Below are 18,426 nucleotides of genomic sequence, written 5' to 3' on the forward strand. Positions count from 1 at the left end.
GCCTTGACCTGGTCGGTCGTGAAGGCGGCGACTTGGCCAGAGCTGATGGCCTTGAACTGGTCCGACGTCAGGGCGTTGAGGTCTTCGGTGCTCCAGTTCTGGATCTGGGCGCTGGTGAGGGCATTGACCTGAGCGGTCGTCAGCGATGCGATCTGGTCGGAGGTCAGGGCCCCCAGTTGCTCGGAGTTCAGCGCACGCAGTGCGCCGGTGTTGATGGCTCGGAGGTCGTCTGTGGCCAGATTGGCGACTTGCTCACTGGTCAGGCCCGCCACCTGGGCGCTGTTCAAGGAAGCGGCTTGTGCCGTGGTCAAGGCGACGATTTGCTCTGTGGTCAGCACGCCGACCTGGGTCGAGCTCAGACCACGCAGACCGGCCGTGCCGATGGCAGAGAAGTCTTCCGTGGTCAGGGCCTTGACCTGGTCGGTCGTGAAGGCGCCGACCTGGCCGGAGCTGATGGCCCGGAATTGGGTGCTGGTCAGGGCATTGAGATCCTCGGTGCTGAGGCTTTGGATCTGCGCGCTGGTCAAGGCATTGACCTGGGCCGTGGTCAACTCGGCGAGCTGGTCGGAGGTCAGGGCGCCGAGCTGTTCGGAGTTCAGGGCACGCAAGGCACCGGTGTTGATGGCCTTGAGGTCATCGGTGGCCAGGACGGCCATCTGCTCGGTGCTCAGGCCGGTGACCTGAGCGCTGTTCAGTGAGGCTGTCTGGGCGGTGGTCAAGGCCACCACTTGTTCAGTGGTCAGCACGCCGACCTGGGCGGAATTCAAACCGCGCAGCCCACCCGTGCCAATGGCGGCAAAGTCTTCGGTGCTCAGGGCCTTGACCTGGTCGGTCGTGAAGGCGCCGACCTGGCCCGAGCTGATGGCCTTGAACTGCGTGCTGGTCAGGGCGTTGAGGTCCTCCGTGCTCCAGTTTTGGATCTGGGTGCTGGTCAGGGCATTGACCTGGGCGGTGCTCAATGAGGCGATCTGATCCGAAGTCAGTGCGCCCAATTGCTCGGAATTGAAGGCTCGCAGCGCCGCGGTGTTGATGGCCTTGAGGTCATCGGTCGCGAGGATGGCGACCTGCTCACTGGTCAGTCCGGCCACCTGGGCGCTGTTCAGCGAGGCGGCTTGTGCCGTGGTCATGGCGACAACCTGCTCGGTCGTCAGCACCCCCACCTGAGTCGAGCTCAGGCCGCGCAAGCCACCCGTGCCGATGGAGGAGAAGTCGTCTGTGGTCAGCGCCTTGACTTGGTCGGTGGTCAGGGCTGCCACCTGTCCCGAGCTGATGGCCTTGAATTGCTCCGAAGTCAGGGCGTTCAGGTCCTCGGTGCTCCAGCTCTGGATTTGAGCGCTGGTCAGGGCATTGACCTGAGCGGTGGTCAGCGAGGCAATCTGGTCCGAGGTCAAGGCACCGAGTTGCTCGGAGTTGAGCGCACGCAGTGCGCCCGTGTTGATGGCCCGGAGGTCATCGGTGGCCAGATTGGCAATTTGCTCGCTGGTCAGCCCCGCGACTTGGGCGCTGTTCAAGGAAGCGGCCTGTGCCGTGGTCAGTGCGACGACTTGCTCCGTGGTCAGCACGCCGACCTGGGTCGAGCTCAGGCCACGCAAGCCGCCCGTGCCGATGGCCGAGAAGTCCTCGGTGGTCAGTGCCTTGACTTGATCGGTCGTGAAGGCGCCGACCTGGCCGGAGCTGATGGCCCGGAACTGGGTGCTGGTCAAGGCATTCAAATCCTCGGTGCTGAGGGTCTGAATTTGGCTGCTGGTCAGCGCATTGACTTGGGCGGTGGTCAGTGAGGCGAACTGATCCGAGGTCAAGGCACCGAGTTGCTCGGAGCTCATTGCGCGCAAGGCCGCGGTATTGAGTGATTTGAGATCGTCAGTGGCCAGAATCGGAGCTTGGTCGCTCGTCAAGCCACCGACCTGGCTGCTGTTCAGGGCCGCCGCTTGGGCGGTGGTCAATGCGACCACTTGCTCCGTGGTGAGCACGCCCAGCTGGGTCGAGCTCAGGCCACGCAGGCCACCGGTGCCGATGGAGGAGAAATCATCCGTGGTCAGGGCCTTGATCTGGTCGGTGGTCATCGCTGCGACTTGGGTCGAGCTGATGGCCTTGAACTGATCCGAGGTCAGCGCGTTCAGGTCTTCGGTGCTGAGATTCTGAATCTGGGTGCTGGTCAGGGCGTTGACCTGAGCCGTGGTCAGTGCCGCGATCTGATCGGAGGTCAGGGAACCGAGCTGCTCCGAGTTCAAGGCGCGGAGGGCCCCGGTGTTGATGGCCTTCAGGTCATCGGTAGCCAAGATGGCGATCTGATCGCTGCTGAGTCCAGCCACCTGCGAACTGTTCAGCGAGGCGGTTTGGGCGGTGGTCAGGGCGACGATCTGCTCGGTCGTCAGCGCACCGATTTGAACCGAACTGAGGCCACGCAAGCCACCCGTGCCGATCGCTGCAAAGTCCTCGGTGGTCAGTGCCTTGACTTGGTCTGTGGTCAATGCCGCGACCTGGGCCGAACTCATGGCCCGGAACTGGGTGCTGGTCAGCGCGTTGAGGTCCTCGGTGCTCAGGTTTTGAATCTGAGTGCTGGTCAGCGCATTGACTTGTGCGGTCGTCAGGCTGGCGATCTGGTCAGAACTCAGAGCCCCCAGCTGTTCCGAATTCAGGGCGCGCAAGGCCCCGGTGTTCATCACCTTCAAGTCATCCGTGGCCAGATTGGCGATCTGCTCGCTGCTCAAACCGGCCACTTGCGCACTGTTCAGCGAAGCCGTCTGAGCGGTGGTGAGTGCAACCACCTGCTCGGTGGTCAGGACACCCACTTGGGTGGAGGTCAGGCCACGCAGGCCACCGGTGCCGATGGCGGCGAAGTCGTCGGTACCCAGGGCTTTGACCTGGTCGGTCGTGAAGGCCGCGACTTGGCCCGAGCTGATGGCCTTGAATTGGTCCGAGGTCAGGGCATTGAGGTCCTCGGTGCTGAGGTTCTGGATCTGGGTGCTGGTCAGGGCATTGACTTGCGCCGTGCTCAGGCTGGCCATCTGATCCGAGGTCAGCGCTCCGAGTTGCTCGGAGTTCAGGGCGCGCAGCGCGCCTGTATTGATGGCCTTGAGGTCATCGGTGGCGAGGATGGCCATCTGCTCGCTGGTCAAACCGGCGACTTGCGCACTGTTGAGCGAGGCGGCCTGCGCGGTCGTCAGCGCGACCACCTGTTCCGTGGTCAGGACCGCGACCTGGCTGGAGTTCATGCCGCGCATGCCCGCCGTGCCGATGGACGACAGGTCTTCTGTGCTCAGGGCCTTGATCTGGTCGGTCGTCATGGCCCCCACTTGGGCCGAGCTGATGGCCTTGAACTGGGTGCTGGTCAGGGCGTTGAGATCTTCGGTGCTGAGGTTCTGAATCTGCGTGCTGGTCAAGGCATTGACCTGCGCTGTCGTCAGGGTGGCGATCTGATCCGAGCTCAGCGCTCCGAGCTGCTCGGAACTCAGCGCGCGCAGGGCGCCCGAGTTGATGACCTTGAGGTCATCGGTGGCCATATTGGCGATTTGTTCACTCGTCAGGCCGGTCACTTGGCTGCTGTTCAGCGATGCGGCCTGGGCCGTGGTCAAGGCCACGATCTGTTCGGTGGTCAGGACGCCGACCTGGACGGAGTTCAGGCCACGCAAACCTCCGGTGCCGATGGAAGCGAAGTCATCGGTGGTCAGGGCTTTGACCTGATCCGTGGTCATGGCCGCAACCTGGCCCGAGCTGATGGCCTTGAACTGGTCCGAGCTCAGAGCGTTCAAGTCCTCGGTGCTGAGAGTCTGAATCTGGCTGCTGGTCAGTGCATTGACCTGGGCCGTGGTCAGGGTGGCGATCTGATCCGACGTCAGTGCACCCAATTGTTCCGAGTTCAAAGCGCGCAAGGCGCCCGTGTTGAGCGCCCGCAGGTCGTCGGTGGCCAGGACGGCGATCTGGTCGCTGCTCAGCCCGGTCACCTGTGCGGTGGTCAGTGAGGCGGTCTGCGCCGTGGTCAGGGCGACGATTTGCTCGGTCGTCAATACGCCGAGCTGGCTCGAAGCCAAGCCTCGCAGGCCGGCCGTACCGATGGCTGCGAAGTCTTCACTGTTCAGGGCTTTGACCTGATCGGTCGACAGCGCATTCATCTGGGCCGAGCTGATGGCCTTGAACTGCGCCGTTGTGAAGGCGTTCAGGTCTTCGGTGCTCAGATTGCGGATCTGCGAGCTGGTCAGGAAGTTGACCTGTGCCGTGGTCAGCGATCCCAGCTGGTCGGAAGTCAGGTTGCCCAGCTTGGCATCGTCCAGCGCGCGAATCGCCGCGCTGCTCAAGGCGCGCAGGTCCTCGGTCTGGATGAAGACCACCTGATCGCTGCTCAGCGAGCTCATGGCGAAAGTACCAAGCGAGGCGAACTGCTTGGTCGTCAGCGCCATGATCTGGTCGCTGCTGAAGGCCGCCCAGTCCTCGGACGTGAAGCGCGACAGAGTGCGGGTAGACAGGCCAGAGATCTGTTCTGTCGAGTAGCCGGGGATGAGTGTCGTCATGGTGAGCTCACTTGGTTTGTTCCAGGAGCAGCGAACCTTGAGAGTTCACTGCTGCTTTGTATTTCGCATCTCTCGAACGGCGACCGTTCTAACTGGCGGGGTGCCTGCCCCGCAGGGACTGCGAAGCGCTGGCGGGCTGAAGTGATCGCGCTTCCAAGTTGCGAGAACACAGGACTTTTCTGACTCGGTGGGAAGGGTGGCTATCGAAGCTCTTGGATCGCTCCGAATCCCTTCCGGCTTCTGTTGGATTTCGACGCCATGAGGACAAACTTGAGAAGGCAAGGCGGTCTCGCACAGGGCGATTCCGCCCGCCGGTCTTACAAACTGGCAGCAGCTTCATGCTTGTACCTCCCGCATCTGGGGGGGATGGAGTGGCTTCGCGTACAAAGCGTTACTAGTTGGCGGGCGCTCGTGTCCTGCCACTTCTTCGCTCAGGCCCAATCGCCGGCGCGGCCGGGGGATGGCGGTGTAAGGGGTGAAAGCGTCGGTCATGGGGTTCACCTCAAATCAGGCCCGTCAAGGCCATATCGTCGTCGTCGAGTTCGCGCTTCAAAGCCTGCAAATGCAGGCTCAGGCCACCTGATTTCGTGTGGGCCCCTGCGGGCAGCTGTGGCTCACTGGCGCTGCTGTCGCCCAAGAGGCGATCGCTCGGGCTGCTCAGCAAGTCGGCCAACTGGGGGAGTGCGCCGCTGGAGGCGGCAGCGCTGGCCGTATCGCTGGCCTTGGCAAACCAGACATCGGCCATATCGTGGCTGCGGCCATCGCTGCTTTCATAGCTGGACACCAGGCCGAGCAAATTGCCCTGGTCCACGACCGTGCCGTTCTGTGACTGCAGATTCAAGGCCGTGATGCCCAGTTCATCCAGGGTTTTGAGTTCGCCGGCGTCGCTGCGCCCGTCGCTGTTGCCGTCGATCCAGATGCGCAGGTCCTTGAAGGCGGCGTCCTGCTTGTCCAGGCGCTGGTCAAAATTCAAGTCCAGCTCGCGCATGGCAGTGAAGCCGTTGGCGGCACGGCTGCCGTCGGCCAGCAGGGTGCCGGAACCGAACAACTCGCGGCCGTTGTTGATCTGGCCGTCGCCATTGCGGTCCATGACCAGCAAGCCGTCCTGAGGCGCCGCCCACGCCCATTGCGCGCTCTTGCCGGTGCCAAAGAGGTCGAAATGAACGCCGTCGGCCGCAGCCACGGTGTGTACGCCGTCGCCGTTCAGATCCAACACGATAGGGGTGGCGGACTGCAAAGCGTCAAGCTGCTCGGCCGAAAAGCTGGCCAGTGCCGCATCGGAGAAGGACAGGATCTGCCCCATATTCAGCTGCGCAAGGTCCTCCGGGTCAAAGCCGATCACCTGGTCGGTGGTGAAGCTGTGGATCTGCTCGGTGGTCAGCCCGGCCATCTGAGCCGTGGTGAAGGCCTTGATGTCATCGCTATGGAAATGATCGAGCTGCTCGGTCGACAAGCTGCCAAGCTGGTTGGAGCTCAGGGCCGCGATCTGCTGAGTACCCAGAGCCTCGATGTCCTCGCTGCCCAAGGTCGCCAACTGATCGGTCGTCATGGCCCGAACAATGGCGGTGCTGAGCACCGAGATCTGTTCACTGCTCAGCGCTGCGAACTGGTCGGTGCTCCAGCCCATCAGGGCCTGGCTGCTCAGCGCGCGAATGTCTTCGCTCTGAATGGCCGCGATATCGGCTGCTTCTATGCCCTGCATCTGAACCGAACTCAGCACGGCGAACTGCGCACTGCTCAAGGCTGCGATCTGCTCGGAGCTGAAGGCCGCAAGGTCCTCCGATGCCAGGCCGCGCACCGCACTGCTGCCCAGCGCCGCGATCTCGTCGCTGGCAAAGGTCACCAGCTGCTGGGTGCCAAAGGCCGCCACCTGGCTGGAACTCAGGCCGCTGATTTGATCGCTGTCCAGGGCCTTGACGTCGTCGGTGGCCCAGCTCTGAATCTGGCTGGTCGTCAGCGAACTGACCTGCACACGGCTCAATGCGCCCACATGTTCGGTGTCCAAGGCATTGAGCTGCTGGCTGTTGAAGCCGCGCAGGGCGAAGATGCTCAGAGCTGCCACGTTCTCGGTGCTCAGATGGGCCACCATCTCGGTGCTGAAGCCCTGCAGCTGCACGGAGGTGAAGCCGCGGATCTGCTCGGTGCTGAAGGCGTTGAGTTCGTCGGTGCTGATGGTGGCCACCTGGGCCGAAGTCATGGCGGCAAACTGGCTGTTGGTCAGCACCTTCAATTGCTCCGAGGTCAAGGCCCGGAACTGTTCGGTGCTGAGCGCCTGGACGGCAGCGGTCGAGAGCTGGCGCAGGTCTTCGGTCTGCAAGCGTGCGAGCTGGTCGGTGCCTATGCCCTGAACCTGGGCCGAGGTCATGGCCGCCGACTGGTCGCTGCTCATGGCAATGATCTGGTCGCTGCCCAAAGAGCGGATCTGGGTCGAACTCAGGCCGCGCCAGGCGGCTGTGCTGATGGCTGCAAAGTCTTCCGTCGTCAGCGTGCGGATCTGCTCGGTGCTCAGCGCGGCGATCTGGGCCGAGCCCAGGGCATTGAACTGGCTGCTGCTCAAGGCATTGAGGTCATCGCTGCCCAGGCCCTGGATCTGGGCCGTGGTCAGTGAACTGACCTGGTTGCTGCTGAGCGCCTGAATCTGGTCCGAGCCCAGTGCCGCCAACTGGCTGCTGCTCAATGCGCGCAGGGCGCTGCTGTTGAGGGCGCGCAGGTCCTCGGTTTGCAGGAAAGCCAGTTGTTCGGTGCTCAGGCCCACGACCTGGCCGCTGTTCAGGGATGCGCTCTGCGTGGTGCTGAGGGCCTTGATCTGTTCGCTGCCCAGCTGGCTGATCTGCAGCGAACTCAGGCCGCGCAGACCGGCGGTGCCGATGGCTGCGAAGTCGTCGGTGGCGAGCAGTTTGAGCTGATCGCTGCTCAGCGTGGCGACTTGGCTGGAGGCCAGGGCCTGGTACTGTGTGGTCGTCAGCGCGCGCAAGTCTTCGCTGGTCAGGCCCATGAACTGGGTGCTGGTCAAGGCGTTGATCTGTGCGGTGCCGAGCTGGGCCAGCTGATCGGACGACAAGGCCGCGATCTGCTCCGTGCTGAGCGCGCGCAGGCCGGCGCTGGACAGGGACTGCAGGTCGTCGCTGCCCAGTTTGCTGATCTGCTCGGTGCTGAATCCGGGTGTCTGTGCGCTGCCCAGCGAGGCGATCTGGTCCGTGCTCAGGGCCAGGATCTGTTCGGTGCCCAGGGCGCCCAGCTGGCTGGAGCTCAAGCCGCGCAGACCGCCTGTGCCAATGGCGGCCAGGTCCTCGCTGTTCAGGCTGCGCAGCTGCTCGGTGCCCAGTGCCGCGATTTGGCTGGAGGCGATGGCGGCAAACTGCTCGCTGCTCAGAGCATTGAGGTCCTCGCTGTTCAGTCCGCGGATTTGCGTGCTGGTCAGGGCATTGATCTGGTTCGTGCTCAGGGCCGCCAGCTGCTCCGAGCGGAGCGCGGCGATCTGGTCCGTGCCCAGATTGCGCAGCGCATTGCTGCTCAGCGCGCGCAGATCGTCGGTGGCGAAGGCCGCGATCTGGTCGCTGCTGAAGCCCTTCATCTGGCTGCTGGTCAGGGTGGCGGCCTGGGCCGTGGTCAGGGCGCGGATTTCGTCCGTGCTGAGGCTGCCGAGCTGGTTGTGCGGTGAGGTCACCAGGGCCGCCACCTGGGCGGTGGTGAGCGCGCTGATCTGATCGCTGTTCAGCGCCGCAAACTGATCGCTGCTGAGCACGCGGATCGTGCCCGTGCTGAGTGCGCGCAGGTCATCGGTCTGCAGGCGGGAGATCTGCTCCGTGCTCAGGCCCAAGACTTGCACGCTGCTCAGCGAGGCCGCCTGGGCGGTGCTCAAGGCGATGATCTGATCGCTGCTCAGGGCGCCAATCTGCGTCGAGCTCAGGCCGCGCAGGCCGGCGGTGCCGATGGCCGCAAAGTCCTCGCTGCTCAGGCTGCGCAATTGATCGCTGCTCAGCGCAGCCATCTGGGCCGAGTTGATGGCCGCGAACTGCTGCGAAGTCAGGGCGTTCAGGTCCTCGCTGCGCAAGCCCTGAACCTGGGTGCTGGTCAGGGCATTGACCTGAGCGGTGCTCAAGGCTGCGATCTGATCCGAGCCCAAGGCCGCGAGCTGATCGGTGCTCAGGGCACGCAGGGCGGCGCTGTTCAAGGCGCGCAGGTCATCGCTGGCCAGCTTGGCCATCTGATCGGTGCTGAATCCTGCCACCTGGGCGCTGCTCAGGGTGCTGGCCTGTGCGGTGCTCAGGGCGATGATCTGGTCACTGCTCAGCACGGCCAGCTGGGTCGAGCTCAGGCCGCGCAGGCCGCCCGTGCCGATGGCGGCAAAGTCTTCCGTGCCCAAGGTGCGCAGCTGCTCGGTCGTCAGCGCTGCGATCAGGCTGGAGCTGATCTGGCGCAGTTGTTCGCTGCTCAGCGCATTGAGGTCATCGCTGGCCAAGCTGCGGATCTGGTCCGTGCGCAGGGCATTGATCTGGGCCGTCCCCAAATTGCGCCATTGCTCGCTGCTGAGCACTGCCAACTGGTCGCTGGAGAGCGCTCTCAGGGCGGCCGAGTTCAGGGCCATCAGGTCGTCCGTGGCCAGCTTGCTGAGCTGCTCGGTGCTCAGGCCCGGCATTTGGGCGGAGGTCAGCGAAGCGGCCTGAGCTGTCGTCAAAGCAATGATCTGATCGCTGCCGAGCGCCGCCAGCTGGATCGAGCTCAGGCCGCGCAAGCCGGCCGTACCGATGGCGGCGAAGTCCTCGGTGCTCAGGGCGCGCAGCTGTTCGGTCAACAGAGCGGCGACCTGGGCGGAATTGATGGCCTTGAACTGGCTGGATGTGAAGGCGTTGAGGTCATCGCTGGCCAGCGACTGCACTTGTGTGCTGGTCAGTGCGTTGACCTGAGTCGTGGTCAAGGCGGCCAGCTGCTCGGTGCTCAGGGCGGCCAGCTGGTCGGTGCCGAGGGCGCGCAGGGCTGCTGTCTTCAGGGCCCGCAGGTCCTCGGTGGCCAGGGCGGCGATCTGCTCGGTGCTCAAGCCACGCACCTGGGCACTGGTGAAGGCGGCCACCTGGGCGCTGCTGAGCGCCCGGATCTCGTCGCTGCTGAAGCTGGCCAGTTGATTGATGGGTGCGCTGCCCAGCGCGGCGATCTGTGCCGTGCTGAGGCTGGCCACCTGGTCCGAGCCCAAGGCTTGCAGTTGTTCACTGCTCAGTGATTTGATGACCGCGCTGCTCAGGGCGCGGAGATCATCGGTCTGGATCTTGGCCAGCTGCTCGGTGCTCAAGCCTTGCGTCTGTACGCTGTTCAAGGCGGCGGCTTGGGCCGTGCTCAGGGCGACGATCTGCTCCGTGCTCAGCGCGGCAATCTGCACCGAGCTGAAGCCTTTCAGGCCGGCACTGCTGATGGCCGCAAAGTCTTCGCTGCGCAGGCCATGGACTTGTTCTGTGGTGAAGGCCGCAGCCTGGGCTGAGCTCAGCGCGCGAAACTGGGCCGTGGTCAAGGCGTTCAGGTCTTCGCTGCTCCAGGTCCTGATTTGCTCGCTCGTCAAGGCGTTGACCTGGGCCGTGCCCAGGGCCGCGATCTGCTCCGATCCCAGGGCGCCCAGCTGTTCGCTGCGCAGGGCGCGCAGGGCGGCGCTGCTGAGTGCGGCCACATCCTCGCTGGCCATCTTGGCAATTTGATCGCTGCTGAGGCCGGCCACCTGGGCGCTGGTCAGCGAGGCAGCTTGCGCCGTGCTCAAGGCCTTGATCTGATCGCTGGACAACCAGCCCAGCTGGGTCGAACTCAGACCACGCAGGCCGCCGGTGCCGATGGCTGCGAAATCGTCGGTGGCCAGGCTGGCCAGCTGCTCGCTGCTCAAGGCCGCCACCTGGGCCGAGCTGAGCGCGCGGAACTGGGCCGTGCTCAGGGCGCCCAGGTCTTCGCTGCGCAGGCTTTGGAATTGGCTGCTGCTCAGGCCATTGACCTGTGCCGTGCTCAGTGCCGTGATTTGGTCGGAGCCGAGTGCCGCCAGCTGATCGCTGCTGAATGCGCGCAGGGCGCTGCTGCTGATGGCACGCAGGTCATCGCTGGCCAGCTTGCTGATTTGTTCGGTCGTGAGGCCGGCCACCTGAGCGCTGTTCAGCGAGGCGGCCTGAGCCGTGGTCAGCGCGACGATCTGGTCGCTGCTCAGCACGGCCAGCTGGATTGAGCTCAGACCCTTGAAGCCGACCGTGCCGATGGCGGCGAAGTCTTCGGTGTTGAGGCTGCGCAGCTGGTCGGTGCCCAGGGCAGCCACTTGCGCCGAGCTGATGGCGCGGAACTGGGTGGTCGTCAGGGCATTGAAGTCTTCCGTGCCGAGGCTGCGCAGCTGGGTCGTGCTCAGGGCATTGACCTGCGCGGTGGTGAGCGCGCCGAACTGGTCCGAGCCCAGGGCTGCGAGCTGTTCGCTGCTCAGCGCACGCAAGGCGCCGGTGTTCAGAGCTTTGAGGTCGTCGGTGGCCAGCTTGCTGATCTGCTCGGTCGAGAAGCCGGCCACTTGGGCGCTGTTCAGCGAGGCGGCCTGGGCCGTGGTCAGTGCGACGACTTGATCGCTGCTGAGTGCGGCCAGCTGGGTGGAGTTCAGGCCCCGGAGGCCAGCGGTGCCGATGGCGGCGAAGTCTTCGGTGCTCAGGGCGCGCAGCTGCTCGGTCAGCAGGGCAGCGACCTGGGCGGAATTGATGGCCTTGAATTGGTTGGAGCTGAGCGCATTCAAGTCCTCGGTCGCGAGGCCTTGAATCTGTGTGCTGCTCAGTGCATTGACTTGGGCCGTGCCCAAGGCAGCGAACTGGTCCGAACTCCAGACCCCGAGCTGATCGGTGCCCAGGGCGCGCAAGGCACTGCTGCTCAGTGCGCGCAGGTCTTCGGTCTGGAAGTGACGCACCTGCTCGCTGCTGAGCGAACGAATGGCAAAGCTGCTCAGCGAGGCGAACTGCTGGCTGGTCAGCGCCTGGATCTGTTCGCTGGAGAAGGCCGCCCAATCTTCACTTGAAAAGCGAGCGAGCGTGCGCGTCCCCAGACCGGCGATCTGGGCCGTCGTCAGATGCGTGACCAGAGTTGTCATGGTTGGCTCACCGGCTGCGTTGCCATGGCGCTGCGCCCGCGAATTGCGCTCCGGGCGGCGGCGTGAAAGGCCTGGGTCTGGCTGGAGTTCCTGCTCGTCATTGCGCTCGCACTCGGCTGCGCCCACCCCGGCCCAGGGGCATGACGACTGGCCTGCACAGGCGTTTGCACGCGGCGCATCGGGCGAGTGCTGCGTTCAGCAGCTCCCGTTCGCGGCGCGGCAAATTCCACAAAAGAGCAGACAAACAAGGTCTTTTCCAAGCACCGTTCGGCTGCCCGCGTGCTAGCGATTTCGGCGCTGGTCCAGAGGACTTGAGCGCTCGAATTCGCCAGGGCGGCGGTTTGACACAGGGCGGCGGTGTTCATGAAAAGTTTTTTCTCAAGTTTTTTCCAGGTTTGCCGATGCTAGAGATGGACGCCCTGCGCGAAGGCCCCATAAACGGGGCCATTACTCGCCTGTTCGCGTCCTATGGCGTGGGGGTGTGCGGTTGTAATGTGCAGACCGCAAGCTGCGGTGAGCCCGAGCGCGCCCTGAGCCATGCACATCACCACCTTGATCCCGGCCTACAAGACCAAGTACCTGCAGGAGCTGCTGGCCGGCCTGCTCACGCAGACGCACAAATCGGACCGCATCATCGTGTCCGACGACAGCCCCAACGGCGAGTTCAGCGAGGCCCTGCGTTCACCGCGTTATGCCCAGTGGGTGGCGGCCTTGCCGTTGGAGATCCACCGCGGGCCCCGTGCCGGCGCGTATGAGAACTTCAAGCATCTGGTCAAACTCTGGGGTGGCAGCGGCGAGCTCTTTCACATCCTGCTCGACGACGATGTGATCTTTCCTGACTTCTACACCCAGCATCTGGCGGCGCACGCCATGGCCGAGGTGTCGTGCAGCATCAGCGCGCGCTGGACCGCCAACGAGCGCGGTCAGCCCATCGAAGGCATGCCGATTCCCGAGGCCATCTTCAGCTCCAACAACCGCATGCTCTCGGTCGGGCCGAACGCCTTGTTCAGCAGCACCGTGCCCCTGTGCCAGAACTGGCTGGGCGAGTTTTCCAACTGTGTCGTGAGTGCGCGTTGCGCCGAGCTCCTGGCGCAGCCGGCGTTTGGCGAGGTGTCGTATGCCGGCCTGTGGGACCTGGGCTTCTTCCTGGCGGCCAGCCTGCAAGCGCCGGTGGCCTATATCCAGGACCGGCTGGGCTATTTCCGCGCCGGTGGCGAGGGGCACTCAGCCCAGTTCAATGGCCCCCATATGAAGGGCGCGCATCTTGGCTTTGTCGCCCTGGCGATTGGTGGCCTGCGGCTGGGCAAGCTCAGCGAAGCGCAAGCCCGGCTTTGCTACCGTGGCATTGGCAATGCGCTGATCAAGGGCTATGCCGAACAGGCCGATATGCAGGGTTTCGCCCAGCTGCTGCCGCGCATGGCCGCCGGTGAGCCCGGCAGCGAGGCCGAGTTCCTGCTGGCCTGGCGCCAGTTCCTCGACACCCACGGCTTCTGAGCCCGGCCCAACGACATGAGCATGCAAAACCGTCTGGAACGCTGGCGTGGTTTGATCTCACGCAGCCCGCCCTTCGAGCTCGAGACCTGGGTGCGCGCGCTGCTGGTGCACTACTTCTTTCATGTCTCCGACAAGGGCCGGATCGAGATCAGCGGTGCCGGCTCGCGCAATCTCAACTTCCTCACTCCTACAGTGCTCAAGGGGGCAGGGCGGATTCGCCTGGCCACCAGCACGGTTTTCGGTGTACCGCGTTCACCGGGCAGCTATGCCTGCAGCTACGTCGAGGCTCGCACGCCCGACTCACTGATTGAAGTCGGCCCCGGCACGGTGTTCAACAACCGCTTGAACTTGATTTCGGAAGGCTCTGCCATCCGTTTCGGTGCCAACTGCTTGGTTGGCGCCGAGCTTCAGGTCATGGACAGCAATCTGCACGACCTGCGCCTGGACCACCGCCGCGAGCCCGACCCGCAGCCGGCCGAAGTCGTCATTGGCGACGAGGTCTTCATCGGCTCCCGTGTGACCATACTCAAGGGTGTGCGCATCGGTCGCGGTTGCGTGATCGCGGCCGGATCGGTGCTGTCTCCGCATTTCCAGGCGCCCGAGCTGTCCATCGTGGCGGGCAATCCGGCGCGGGTGGTGGGGCAGGTGGACGAGAGGCCGGACGGAAGCGCCTGAGTTCAAGGAACGAGGCTCGCGGAGCCTCTCAACTCGCGCAGTGCCGCTGCTTGCGAAGCATCTGCTGTGCTGTCAGGGGAGGCTTGCGGCACGGAGCAACCTTTCGATTGGGCGGAGATCGGGCCGACTGGGCGCTCTGCTCCGTTCATGTCCCCCGGCCCCAGCCTGTGGCTGGCGCCTCCTCCTTAACTTCACTTCGCAGAGCACCCAGCCGTCCCAATCCAGCACAGCCTTGCCCCTTCGACGAAGACGCTGACCGGTTGAACTCACAAGAGGTGTCGGGTGAGTGGTGAAGCGAAGTTAAGGAGGAGGGCCGCGCGCAGCGCGGACCGGGGGACTGAGCCCGGACTCAAACAGTCCTGAGGACTGTTTGAGCCAGGCGAAGGGCTGGGCCGCTGGCCCAGACATGAGCGGAAGCACTTGCCCGGCGACCCTTGGCAACAGCCCAACCGGAGCTCCTGCTATGTGCCGGCTCAGGACATTGAGCTTAGAAGTTCAATGCAATGCCCTCAAGCGAGGGCCGCCCCCATCAGGACTCGTCGCCCAAGCGCAGCAAGTAGGTGTCTTCCACGCGCTTGGCCCGCTCGACGCGGCGGCCGAGTTCGTTCACGGCCAGGTGCAGGTCGATGGAGCCGTTGCGCGCCATCATGTCCTTCAATGCGTCAGGAATGTCGTAGCCGATGCTGGAGGGCACTTCGGCCGGGTCGTGCTTTTGTGGCGACAGGCCGGTGTATTCCCAGGAGCCCAGCATCGAGCGTTTGGCCCAGTGGTCGCTGGCGGCGACGGCTGCACCCCGGTCGACGGCACGGCAGACGATGGAGATGAAACCGCACTCCTTGCCCGGCACATGCAGTGGGCTGTTCGAGGGGTGGCGGCTGTAGAGACAGTCGATGGGTGCGAAGTTGAAGTAACGCAGCATGTACTCGAGCAGTGGAATGCTCGGGTACCAGAAGGTGTTGGGCTCGGTCTGCAGCTCGCCGGCGGTGTTGAAGTGCATCAGGTCCGACTGCTCGTTCACCACATTGGTGGACAGCATGAAGAGGCCGTTCTTCTTGACCAGCGGCCGGGCGCTGGCCAGGGTGTGCATGGGCGAGAACACGTGGTACAGCACGCCTGAGAGATTGACATAGTCAAACGTGCCATCGGCCGCCAGCTTTTGCGACAAGTCGTACATCAGGCCGACTTCGCGGAAGTCCCAGCTGGCGCCGTAGACTTTTTGCAGCAAGTCCATCTTCTCGGCGCAGTGCGGCACGGCGTCGGCGGCAATGATGCGTTTGGCACCCTTGCGATGCATCAGCACCGGGATCACGCCTTCCATGCTGCCCAGGTCCAGGCAGTCCTGGCCTTGCAGATGGGCGTTGCGCATCAACATGCGCGGCATATAGGGGAAGTCGGCGGGGTAAGTGCCCTGGGCCACCAGATCGGGGGCCAGTTGCACGGTGTAGTACCACCATTCCTTGACGGACTTTTCCAGTGCCTCGCGTGTGACCATGATCGCGGCTCTCCTTGCTCGCCTGTTCGGCTGGTTCCAGGGGAGGTCCATCGGACGGCTCGCTGGCATGCAAGAGCATCAGCGGTCACCATTCCGAGGACCCGAATGCCGTGCAGTTTGCACGCCATGCCAGGGCGCGAAGAGGCAGTGGAGCGGGGCGCTAGCGGCCCAATTCAGGGCTTTGGCCGGCTTGGCTCAGGCCTGCGTCGCGGCGGCCAGCCCGTTGTCGAAGTGGGCCCGCATCAGTCGGGCGGCTTCGTCGGCGTGCCGCTCACGCAGGGCTTTCATCAGCATGCGGTGCTCTTTGAGGGAGTCTTGCAGCCGGCCTTGTTTGAACAGCGAGTGGTGCCGGTTCAGTTTCATGACGCGCCGCAGGTCGGTGACGATCTGCTGGCGCCAGCGGTTGGCTTCGATCTCCAGCAGGCGCAGATGAAAGCGCTCGTTGGCGGCGAAAAAGGCGTCGCGCTCGTCCACCTGGCGTTCCAGGTCCTCATGCAGGGCCTCCAGCTCGGCCAACTCGGCGTCGCTGCCCTGGGCGGCCACGAGGGCGGCGGCGTCGCTCTCCAGCAGGGCCAGCAGCTGGTAGGCCTCGCGCACATCGCGCTCGCTCATCTCGGTGACGTAGGCGCCGCGGCGCAGCTTCATGGTCACCAGGCCTTCGACCGCCAGCACCTTGAGCGCTTCCCGCATGGGTGTACGGCTGATGCCCAGCTCGCCGCAGAGTTTGAGTTCGTCGATCCAGGCGCCGGGTTCCAGCTGCCGACTGAAGATTTGTTGGCGCAGATGTTCCGCCACCTCTTGATAGAGAGCGCGGTGGGCCAGTGCGTGGGCAAGCGGGAGCGCCGGAGTGGCCGTTCCGAGTGCCGGGCTGGGCTTGATCGAGCGAGGTTCGGCAGGCATGGTGGGGGTGCGTCGCCGTCAGTGTAGCGTCAATTCTGAATTTATAATTATGAATGATGGTCGCGCTATGATGGGGCGTCCGCAGGAGCCAAGAGATGTCTGAATCCAAGAAGCAAGCGTTCGAATTCCCGCAAGCCACGCTGGCGCAGTGGGAAAAAGCCGCCGCCAAATCCGCCCCCGGGGGCGATGTCTCGGCCCTGAACTGGCACACGCCCGAGGGCCTGACGGTCAAGCCGCTCTACACCGCGGCCGACACGGCGGGCCTGCCTTACGCCGACACCTTGCCCGGCTTCGAACCCTTTCTGCGCGGCCCGCAGGCCACCATGTATGCGGTGCGGCCCTGGACCATCCGCCAGTACGCGGGCTTCTCCACCGCCGAGGAAAGCAACGCCTTCTACCGCAAGGCCCTGGCGGCCGGCGGGCAGGGCGTGTCGGTGGCCTTTGACCTGGCCACCCACCGCGGCTACGACAGCGACCATCCGCGCGTGACCGGCGATGTCGGCAAGGCCGGCGTGGCGATCGACTCGGTCGAGGACATGAAGATCCTCTTCAACGAGATCCCACTCGACAAGGTGTCCGTCTCCATGACCATGAACGGCGCCGTGCTGCCGGTGCTGGCGGGCTATGTGGTGGCGGCGGAAGAGCAGGGCGTTTCGCAGGACAAGTTGAGCGGCACCATCCAGAACGACATCCTCAAGGAGTTCATGGTCCGCAACACCTACATCTACCCGCCCGAACCCTCGATGAAGATCATCGGCGACATCATCGAGTACACGGCGCAGAAGATGCCCAAGTTCAACTCGATTTCGATCTCGGGTTACCACATGCAAGAAGCCGGCGCCAACCAGGCGCTGGAGCTGGCCTTCACCCTGGCCGACGGCAAGGAGTATGTGAAGACCGCCCTGGCCAAGGGCCTGGATGTCGATGACTTCGCGCCGCGCCTGTCCTTCTTCTGGGCGGTGGGTATGAACTTCTATCTGGAGATTGCCAAGATGCGGGCCGCGCGCCTGCTCTGGTGCCGGATCATGAAGGGCTTCGAGGCCAAGAACCCGAAGAGCCTGATGCTGCGCACGCACAGCCAGACCTCGGGCTGGTCGCTGACCGAGCAGGACCCTTACAACAATGTGGTGCGCACCACCATCGAGGCCATGGCCGCCGTCTTCGGCGGCACGCAAAGCCTGCACACCAATTCGCTGGACGAGGCGATTGCCCTGCCCACCGAGTTTTCATCGCGCATCGCCCGCAACACCCAGCTCATCATCCAGGAAGAGACCCACATCACCAGCGTGATCGACCCCTGGGCCGGCAGCTACATGATGGAGTCTCTGACCCAGGACATGGCCGACAAGGCTTGGTCCATCATCGAAGAGGTCGAGGCCATGGGCGGCATGGTCAAGGCGGTGGACAGCGGCTGGGCCAAGCTCAAGATCGAGGCCAGTGCGGCCGAAAAGCAGGCGGCCATCGACTCTGGCCGTGATGTCATCGTCGGCGTCAACAAATACAAACTGGCCAAGGAAGACAAGATCGAGATCCTCGATGTCGACAATGTCCGTGTGCGTGACGGCCAAATTGAGCGGCTCAAGGCCATCAAGTCCAGCCGCGACAACGCCGCTGTTCAGGTGGCACTGAACGCGCTGACCGAAGCCGCCAAGTCGGGCCAGGGCAATCTGCTGGACTTGAGCATCCGGGCCGTGCGCCTGCGGGCCACGGTGGGCGAGATCAGCGACGCCTTGGAGGCGGTCTATGGCCGTCACCGCGCCGACACGCAAAAGGTCACAGGCGTCTATGCCGCGGCTTATGACTCTGCCGAGGGCTGGGCCAAGCTGCAGGAAGAGATCAAGGCTTTTGCCGATGAAAACGGCCGCCGCCCGCGCGTGATGGTGGCCAAGCTGGGGCAGGACGGCCACGACCGTGGCGCCAAGGTGGTGGCCACGGCCTATGCCGACCTGGGCTTCGATGTGGACATCGGCCCGCTGTTCCAGACCCCCGAGGAATGCGCCCGCCAAGCGATTGAAAACGACGTCCATGCGGTCGGCATCTCGACCCTGGCCGCCGGTCACAAGACCCTGGTGCCGGCCATCATCGCCGCTCTGAAGGAACAAGGTGCGGACGACATCATCGTCTTCGTCGGCGGCGTGATTCCGGCGCAGGACTACGACATGCTTTATGAGGCCGGCGTCAAGGGCATCTACGGCCCCGGCACCCCGATCCCGGCCAGTGCCAAGGATGTGCTGGAGCAGATCCGCAAGTCGCTGACGGCCGCTGCGGCGTGA

7 protein-coding genes are annotated in these 18,426 nt (G+C 64.2%); 3 read left to right on the top strand and 4 right to left on the bottom strand.

Going from position 1 to position 18,426, the window contains the following annotated elements:
- Both LNV23_RS20875 and LNV23_RS20880 read right to left on the bottom strand, forming a co-directional pair.
- A partial coding sequence (locus LNV23_RS20875; protein WP_411910609.1) for a beta strand repeat-containing protein occupies positions 1 to 4,508 on the bottom strand: 4,508 nt, incomplete at its 3' end.
- Positions 4,509 to 5,010: 502 nt separating this feature from the next.
- Complete coding sequence (locus tag LNV23_RS20880) at positions 5,011 to 11,592, bottom strand: SPM autocatalytic domain-containing protein (RefSeq protein WP_263564762.1); 6,582 nt, start codon at positions 11,590 to 11,592, stop codon at positions 5,011 to 5,013.
- 537 nt (positions 11,593 to 12,129) lie between these two features.
- Here LNV23_RS20880 and LNV23_RS20885 point away from each other — a divergent pair.
- Positions 12,130 to 13,086, top strand: coding sequence for a glycosyltransferase family 2 protein (locus tag LNV23_RS20885; RefSeq protein WP_263564763.1), 957 nt, complete (start codon positions 12,130 to 12,132; stop codon positions 13,084 to 13,086).
- Positions 13,087 to 13,101: 15 nt separating this feature from the next.
- A complete protein-coding gene (locus LNV23_RS20890) occupies positions 13,102 to 13,761 on the top strand; it encodes an acyltransferase (RefSeq protein WP_263564764.1) in 660 nt (219 codons plus the stop codon).
- Positions 13,762 to 14,290: 529 nt separating this feature from the next.
- On the opposite strand, the gene LNV23_RS20895 is transcribed toward LNV23_RS20890, so the two are convergent.
- Both LNV23_RS20895 and LNV23_RS20900 read right to left on the bottom strand, forming a co-directional pair.
- Complete coding sequence (locus tag LNV23_RS20895; protein WP_263564765.1) at positions 14,291 to 15,253, bottom strand: class I SAM-dependent methyltransferase; 963 nt, start codon at positions 15,251 to 15,253, stop codon at positions 14,291 to 14,293.
- Between the two features lie 195 nt (positions 15,254 to 15,448).
- Positions 15,449 to 16,153, bottom strand: coding sequence for a GntR family transcriptional regulator (locus LNV23_RS20900; RefSeq protein WP_263564766.1), 705 nt, complete (start codon positions 16,151 to 16,153; stop codon positions 15,449 to 15,451).
- Between the two features lie 95 nt (positions 16,154 to 16,248).
- On the opposite strand from LNV23_RS20900, the gene scpA reads away from it, so the two are divergent.
- Entirely contained in the window at positions 16,249 to 18,426 is a 2,178-nt protein-coding gene (gene scpA, locus LNV23_RS20905) for a methylmalonyl-CoA mutase (RefSeq protein WP_263564767.1), read from the top strand.

The sequence above is a fragment of the Kinneretia sp. DJ1R-11 genome, from assembly GCF_025717595.1.
GTDB lineage: Bacteria > Pseudomonadota > Gammaproteobacteria > Burkholderiales > Burkholderiaceae_C > Paucibacter_A.